We start from the raw sequence: 7,914 nt of genomic DNA, 5'->3' as shown, positions 1-7,914 counted from the left end.
CTTTTCGATGGCGTATTTAAACCCTCAACCTGCAGTTTTTTATCCTCTTCTGGATGCTCGATAGAAGGTGAACTGAAGAGGTAGGTGGTCTCCGTAGGTTTAGCGTCCTGCACCACATCGGTAGGAGTGCGGATTACCCGGCGATTCGACCACGTCAACGGATCCGGCTCATACTCGTTCGACGGGTAGTACGTCAGTACCATATCGAAGAGAGTCCCCTCTGGAGCCTCAACAACTTGGGCGGGAACAACGAGTGTGAAGGTGAGGCTGCCATCCGGGTTCTCTCGCACATTACCCTGCTGCTTGAGGTCCCTAACCATCCCACCGTACTGAGTGAGGGGAACATAATTATGATGCCCGACATGGACGTACGTGGAACCACGTTCCACCAACGCGAGCTCGTGGAACGTGTACTTCTGACGGAATTCAGCACTCAACGGAGAGGTCGTTACCGAAATGATACCGCCCTGAGAAATGTTGAGGGGGCCTGTCGTGACCTTCAAATCAACCTTCTCCAGTTCAGAGGCGGGATCGTCACCCTGCACCTGAGGCACCTGACGGGCTGGTGTTTCTTGAGTAGTTGCCTGCTGCGTGTTCACAGGGGAGGCGGGCGCTGGCTGAGCCGCCACCGGCGTCAAAGCCAGCAGTGGAGTCAAGCCCAAAACCAGAGATACACCCGCAACCTTTCGGCGCGTGCCAGGAGCAGGCTTAAAGAAAGAGGACATCATTATCCAATCTGAATTTTCTGCATGAAAGAGGGCGAATGAGAAAAGAAGTTGAGAGGATAAATGAGTGACAGTCCACCACACCGAACCCGCACCGAATCTACATCGTAGAGGACCCGTAGCGGCGGCATGCTGAAGTGCAATTTCAGCCTACCAACGCAAGTCTTAGACATTCAATGAAAACACGAGAAAAACATGCCGATGAGAGTTATAAGACAAAAAATCAAAAATTACGCCCCGGTTTTATACAAAGCCCAACCCCCAAAAGATTGCACAATAGAGAAATAAAACTGAAAATATCACCAGCATTAAAAACAGCACCCAGCAGCGCCTGCACAAGAAAACAGGCACACAAAACAGGCACACGAAAAGGGGCGGCGAGAGAAAAACTCTCACCGCCCCTTCTAACAGCCGCTATCTTCAGCTACTGTTCGCAGAGGTCAACCCACGCTAAAACGTGTAGGGCCAACCGCCCGGTTCACAGCACCTGCCGAATCTTAATCATCGATATAGGGGCTGTTGGGGATGGTGTCAAGCATGTCGAGCATTGACAGGACACGAGCCAGCTCCTCGCGGGTAGCAATCTTAGTCGGACGGAAATCCTTGCTCTTATAGATAAAGCTCGGGTCAACATTCACCGATGAGTGCAGCCACACCGACTCAGTGTAGAACGGGGCACCCGGCTTCATATCCTGCGGAATCGTGGGATTGAACCGCGAAGGACGACGGCCAATAAGCATAAAGTAACGGTAGAAGAACGCAGCCATCGTAGCGCGGCTGGCCACCGCCTCCGGGTGCATCTTACCGTCAGACCAGCCGGACGTCAGACCCTGCTGATACGCCCAAATGTACGCCGCGTAACGTTCATCCTTCGGGGACAAATCCGGGAAAGGAGAACGCGCAGGAAGCTTCACCTTCGGCGAGCGGGCGCCTCGGTAGATTGCATCCATCAGGTCGCCGCGAGTCACCGCACGCTGGGGATAGAAGCAACGATTCTTATCGAGCAGCAGAACCTTCGCGCTACACGACCTATAAATATCGGGAGCGTACTCGCCATCCATATCAATGTCCACAATGAACGGCGCCCACGCGAACTCGGTGTTAATCGTCGGGCGAATTTCAATAGTGCGCAGAATGGTGTACTGCTCACGGCGCGGACGAAGAGACAGACGAACACCATAGTCTGCCTTCGGGCCACCAGTGGCATCACGAGAAATGATGTGGTGCCTGACGTAGACATCATTCTCGATGGGCTTCTTCGGCTCAAGAGAGAAGAAATAGAACTGCTTGAAGCCCTTCTCCTTGGTGTAGTAGCCGACCTCAATGTACGGGGTGTACAGGCCGGTATCAATCACAGCCTGCAGACCGGTAATCTCGTAGCTGAGGTTGAAACCGCTAATATCAAATGACGCCTCAGTAATCTTGAACGTCAGCGGAGTGGTCTTAACGTCCAAGGTGGCAGCCTGGGCGCTCTGCTCGCCGGCGTGGTGCGCACCCAAAGCGCCAGCGACTGTTAGTGCTGCCGCACCCTTAAAAAGGGCGCGACGAGAGGAAAAAGTAGACATTTCGTTGTCCCATCGATGTGTTTCTGAGTGTTACTTCTACGCTAGCAAACCAATAACCATTGGTTAAGCCTCTGAGAGTTTGCTATACGTACGTGGCGTGACGTGTTTCCGTGTGTACTGAGTTGAGAATGTGAATGCTAGAGAGTGAAATCCCGCCACCAATGGCGAGACGTTTAATACTATAAGCACTTCTGTAGATAAAAAGAAGGCGGATAGATAGACACTACCCGCCTTATACCCCATAAAAACCTACCCGCTCAATGTGGGTAAATGTGGTTTTACAGGGGGAAATACATTTTTTTACGCTCAAAAAAATAGTTAAAAATTTTGATAATGAATCTTTAAAAGAGCGAGGAATAACAATCGGTGGCCGCTACTGCTCATGCACTAGCAACGTCAAAACGCCCGCCTTACGCACCGTCGGCAGGGTGCACTCCACCGACCAATCCTCACTGATAGCCTCCAAAAATTCGGCAATACCCGCCGTAGAGCCGTCAACAGGACGAGCAGCCAAACCCGACTGAATCAGGTAGCGCGCAAACAGGCCACGGTAATGCTTCGCCATGTGCGAGACGACCTTACGCGACCCATCGGCAGCCACACGCTCCACACGAATCGCCAGAGTCTGCGACGGGGGAGTCACCCACGACTTCGCGTAGGCGGCAGAACGGCAATCCAGAATCAGCTGGTCCTTCGCGGTCGCCTCCAGGGCGGTACCCAACGCGCCCTTCCAGAAGGAGGCGAGCGCACCCACCGAACCCAGCTTCACGCCCATCGACAGGCGGTAGGCGGGGATCGCGTCCTCGGGGCGCAGAATACCCCACAGCGCCGAAGAAATCAGTAGCGACCAGTGCGCGGCATCGCGTTCGGCGGGGGAGAAGCTCGCATAGTCCAGCGCCTCAAAGAGCACGCCCGTGTAGGTGCGAATCGCGGGCTGCGCCGGTTCGGTCAGCAGGCGCGTGTTGCGTTCCACCTCTGCTTCAAGGGATGCGCCGACCTTGAGCTCCGCCAGGGCGTCGGGTCCTGCGCTGACAGCCGCCAGCTCCTCCAGAATGTTCTCACGCTCGGCGGTAAGCTCGGGGAACGAGAGGTCGGCAAAGCAGACGGGCGCGTTGCCTGCGGGGGCGGGGGTTTTACCTTCGGACGGGGGAAGAAGAATCAGCATCTCTCCAGTGTACCCGCGAGGCGTAATTTACCCGTGAGGGAACCCGAGAAATAGTCACCGCCGGGGGTGTGCGTATAATGGGTTGGGTGAAACGGGCCGTCCGGGCAATCGCGAGGCACACGTGCTTCGAGGAAAGTCCGGGCTCCACAGCACAGGATGGTGGATAACATCCACTCGGGGTAACCCGCAGGCCAGTGCCACAGAAAGTAAACCGCCGCGGTTCGCCGCGGTAAGGGTGAAAGGGTGGTGTAAGAGACCACCAGCGGGCGCGGTGACGCGCCCGGCTAGGTAAACCCCATTTGGAGCAAGGTCAAACAGAATACGCCATGGTAGGGTAGTGCGCCCGATCCCCGTCAGCTTCCTTCACGGAGGTGGGGTGCGTATTCGGGTAGGCTGCTTGAGACGTGCGGCAACGTACGTTCTAGATAGATGATTGCCTCGAAACGCCCCTTCGGGCGGCGTTTTAGACAGAACCCGGCTCATAGGATGACCCGTTTCACGCTACCGTCGGCTGATGAAAAAACATCATCGGCTGATGGAAAACGAAGACCGCGAATGCGCTTGAGAGTGCATTCGCGGTCTTCGTTTTAAACTTCTCGAAAGGTCGGTCTGACCTTCAGAAGAGCTCGTGATTAGTGGCCGAACGGATCCGGATCCACGCCGGGCATCCACGAGTTACCGTCGACGGTCCAGCCTTCCTTCTTCACGACCTTCTTCATCTTGCTGGTCCACTTCTTGTTCAGGCGGTTCACGTACAGCTTGCCGTCCAGGTGGTCGGTTTCGTGCTGCATGCAACGTGCGAACCAGCCGGTCGCCTCAAAGTGGACGGGGTTGCCGTGCTCGTCAAGACCGTTCACGGTCACCCACTCGGCGCGCTTGAGGGGGAAGCCGTAACCGGGGAAGGACAGGCAGCCCTCTTCCTCCTCGTAGGGGTCCGGGTCGGCGGTAGAAATCTTGCCCAGGGTCAGTACCGGGTTGATGATGCAGCCGCGCGGGGGAACGCCGTCCTCATTCTCCATCTTGTAGGTGAAGATGCGCAGGCCCACGCCAATCTGGGGTGCCGCCAGGCCCACACCGTTGGATGCGTCCATGGTCTCGTACATGTCAGCCACGAGCTCCTTGAGCTCATCATTAAACTCGGTGACGGGTGCCGCAGGGCGGTGCAGAACGGGGTTGCCGTGAATAACGATGGGGCGAATAGCCACGGAATTATCCTTTGCTTGTGTTGAGCGGGAACTTACCGGGTGCGCCTGCCTCATGAAGATATACCTCGTGAAGATGTGCCTCGTGAGGATGCGGGGCGCCCTGTTCCCGCTTGCTGGTTTAAAGTGCGGGTGTAAAAGTTCTGTTCCGGTACGCCGTGTGCGGGCAAGCCCAACTGAGGGTAACGCGAACAGAGGGTAAAGCGAAAGGGTCGTTACGGATAACCATAACGACCCTTTCCATCGGGGTGATCGACGGGGGTTGAACCCGCGACCTCCTGGACCACAACCAGGCGCTCTGCCAACTGAGCTACGACCACCATGTGCTTCGCTTGGTTTCCCTTGCGATATGCAACGGATACTACTGTACAGGAGATTCAGAAACCTGCCAAGTTGAAAAACCGTGATGCTCGTTACATGCTGTGCCCGGTGTAAATCGCGGGGGAGGGGAGCTCGCTGGCGCTCGTCGAAGCTTACGCCTCGGATGCCTCAGCCGCCTCAGAAACGGATACCTCAGCCTCGCGTTCAGCTGCCTCGCGTGCGGCACGCTCAGCCTCAACCTCGCGCGCAATCTGCGCCGAAGCAATCGCATCCGGGCCCTGCGGCACAAAAATAGCGCGGCGGTAATACTTCAACTCATCAATCGAGTCCTTGATATCACCCAGTGCGCGGTGGTTGCCGGTCTTCGCCGGGGCGCTATGACGAGCCGCCGGGTACCAGCGCGACGCCAGCTCCTTAATGGTCGACACATCAATCACACGGTAGTGAAGGTGCGCCATGACCTCGGGCATGTAGCGCTCCAAGAAACGCTTATCCATGCCCACCGAGTTGCCGCCCAGCTGCGCCTTACCCGCCACCGGAACATACTTCTTGATGTAGCGAAGCACCTGCTCCTGCGCGTAATCCATCGACACACCGTGCTCAATATCGGGCAACAGACCCGACGCCTCATGCATCGAACGCACAAAGTCATTCATGTTCTCCAGCGCACCGGCAGGAGACTCATCACCGGGCTTAATGACGAACTCAACGCCAGAACCCAGAATGTTCAAATCGGCATCCGTGACCAGAACACCCACCTCGACGAGAGCATCATTCTCCACGTCCAGGCCGGTCATCTCGCAGTCAATCCATACAATACGTTCACTAGAAATACTCACCCTCCCACTCTACCCCCAAACGCCGCCGACCTGGCGGACAGCACGTCACAAAAGGGCGCATCGGGGCATATCGGGACATAAGAGGATGCGCAAACGGTGGAGACAGGGGAGAACCGCACAAGTCTGCGTGCTATCCGATGTGCCCTCCGATGTGCCCTGCGGTGCGTCCACGGGCGTTGTCCCCACAGCGATTCTTCTCAAGCGCCTCCGAGGGCTCCGGTATGATATAAAGCCAGAACGACGACGCAGACAGAAAGGGAGTTATGCGCGCATCAAAGGAGCTAGCACACCGGCTCACCGCCTCCGGCGCACACGACGCACCCCTCTCACCCAAATTCTTGGACTACGTCAATAATCACCGTCTGCGCACGCTGATTATCGGCACCATCGGCTCCATCATGGTCACCCTCGGCTCCTACGCCGTCGGCTGGCTCGCCGACAGCTCCAGCTTCTGGCGCTACGACATTATCCGCGCCATCCGATTCGAAGCCGCATGGGTCATCACCGGCATTATCATGCTCGCCCTAGGCGCCATGATCATGTGCCGCGAATGGCTGCGCATCTACCAGAAAATGGGCGACTGGAACGAACCCAACGCCATGCGTTGGATGATTGCCGTCATCATCAGCTGGTCTCTGCCGCAGGTCTTCGCCTTCACCATCTACAGTCGCGACATGTTCTCCTACTACGGCCAGGGCATGGTCATGGAGCACGGCCTCAACCCGTACAAGCACGGCGTCTCCGAAATCTCGAACTTCATGCAGAACGGTGCGGACCCCATGTGGGCGGAATCCCCGCCCCCGTACGGACCGATCTCCCTCAAGCTTGAAGAGTGGATTGTGCACCTGGCGGGGGAGAACATTGACCTCTCCCTCTTCTACTTCCGCCTGCTCTCTGTGCTCGCGGTCATCGGCATCCTCTTCTACGTGGCAAAACTCGCCAAGGCACACGGCTTCAACCAGGTTCGAGCCCTCTGGCAGATCGGCCCGAACCCGCTGTTCATCGCATCGTTCATCGCCAGCGGCCACAACGACTCGCTCATGACCATGTTCATGCTCGGCGGCCTCTACTACGCCAAGCGCTACCGCGACACCTGGTGGGGCGGCCCGCTCGGCGTGACCTTCGTAGCCCTCGGCGTCGCCGTCAAGCCGCTCGCCCTCGTGGTGCTGCCCTTCGTGGGTCTGCTCTGGGCGGGTAAGAACGCCTCCTGGCCGCGCAAGTTCATCTTCTGGGCCCTCTCCGGCATGCTACTACTCGCCGAAATGGCGCTCATGGGCTGGGCAACCGGACTGGAATTCGGCTGGATCAAGGCGCTGTCCACCACCAGCGGCCAATACATCTGGTACACCCCCTTCGGCCTGCTCATCGGCGCCGCCTCCCTGTTCGTTCAGGGTGAGGCCTTCGACATAATCCGCAAGCTCATCGAGACCGTCGGCAAGGGCATCGGTATGCTCGGCGCGGTAGCAATGGCATTCGTCGGCCGTGACCGCAACATCGTGCGCCACGCCGGCCTCGCGATCCTGTTCATGCTCCTGTGCAGCCCCATGATTCAGCCCTGGTACCTGCTCTGGGCCATCCCGATGCTCGCCGCAACCGGCCTGCGCTCGCACTTCCAGCTCATGTGGTACTTCATCACCACGCTGTTCTTCATGGCGTACGGTGTGAGCGACCAGCTGAACGTGTCACCCTACCTGCACGATTTCAACCAGGACATGGGCCGACTCATCGCGACGGTCATCTGCCTGGGCTACATCATCTACCTGGTCGCCCTCGACCCGGCAACCCGCCGCCTGGTGTACGTGAGCCTGCACCCCACGCAGATTCGCCGCACCACCATCCGCCTGTGGTGGCAGCTGTTCCCCGGCGCATCAAGCCGCCGTGCACGCCGCCGCGAGGTGAAGAAGGCAGAACGGGAAGCCGCCGAGGTAGGCTCTTAGCGCGAACTTCTAGCGCGCTAGCCGGATACATTGCCCAGCGGGTCAGCCCCTGCGTGAGAGGCGCGGTGCATGAGAAGCATTAATTCTCATGTACCCTAGAGGAAGGCCTCAGTAGCTCAGAGGATAGAGCAGGAGCCTTCTAATCTCTTGGTCGGGGGTT

General features: G+C 57.6%; 5 protein-coding genes, 1 tRNA gene, 1 other RNA gene and 1 pseudogene. 2 read left to right on the top strand and 6 right to left on the bottom strand.

The genetic code is table 11. The annotated features are described in order from the left end of the window. The 3 genes and pseudogenes from Q0216_RS01920 to Q0216_RS01910 form a co-directional block, all read right to left on the bottom strand. Positions 1–725 (bottom strand): annotated as a pseudogene (locus Q0216_RS01920) (S-layer homology domain-containing protein); the annotation flags it as partial. A gap of 497 nt (positions 726–1,222) precedes the next feature. Then, positions 1,223–2,290, bottom strand: a complete 1,068-nt coding sequence (locus Q0216_RS01915) for an S-layer homology domain-containing protein (RefSeq protein WP_298592501.1) — start codon at positions 2,288–2,290, stop codon at positions 1,223–1,225. A gap of 373 nt (positions 2,291–2,663) precedes the next feature. Beyond that, a complete protein-coding gene (locus tag Q0216_RS01910; protein ID WP_298592500.1) occupies positions 2,664–3,455 on the bottom strand; it encodes a YaaA family protein in 792 nt (263 codons plus the stop codon). A gap of 92 nt (positions 3,456–3,547) precedes the next feature. Between Q0216_RS01910 and rnpB the strand changes: the two genes are divergently transcribed. Further along, positions 3,548–3,953: RNase P RNA component class A (gene rnpB, locus Q0216_RS01905), an RNA gene on the top strand. Positions 3,954–4,087: 134 nt separating this feature from the next. On the opposite strand, the gene def is transcribed toward rnpB, so the two are convergent. From def to orn, 3 genes are all read right to left on the bottom strand, one after another. Beyond that, on the bottom strand, positions 4,088–4,660 hold the full coding sequence (gene def, locus Q0216_RS01900; protein ID WP_049334074.1) for a peptide deformylase: 573 nt from the start codon (positions 4,658–4,660) through the stop codon (positions 4,088–4,090). A gap of 244 nt (positions 4,661–4,904) precedes the next feature. Then, positions 4,905–4,977 (bottom strand) — tRNA-His (locus tag Q0216_RS01895). Positions 4,978–5,130: 153 nt separating this feature from the next. After that, positions 5,131–5,817: an oligoribonuclease gene (orn, locus tag Q0216_RS01890; RefSeq protein WP_298592499.1), complete on the bottom strand. Its 687-nt coding sequence runs from the start codon at positions 5,815–5,817 to the stop codon at positions 5,131–5,133. Positions 5,818–6,080: 263 nt separating this feature from the next. Here orn and mptB point away from each other — a divergent pair, with 263 nt between their 5' ends. Then, complete coding sequence (gene mptB, locus Q0216_RS01885; protein ID WP_298592498.1) at positions 6,081–7,754, top strand: polyprenol phosphomannose-dependent alpha 1,6 mannosyltransferase MptB; 1,674 nt, start codon at positions 6,081–6,083, stop codon at positions 7,752–7,754. Positions 7,755–7,914 lie beyond the last annotated feature (160 nt).

The organism is uncultured Rothia sp. (assembly GCF_937976295.1).
Taxonomy (GTDB): domain Bacteria; phylum Actinomycetota; class Actinomycetes; order Actinomycetales; family Micrococcaceae; genus Rothia.
This window is presented reverse-complemented; position numbering and strand designations above follow the sequence as displayed.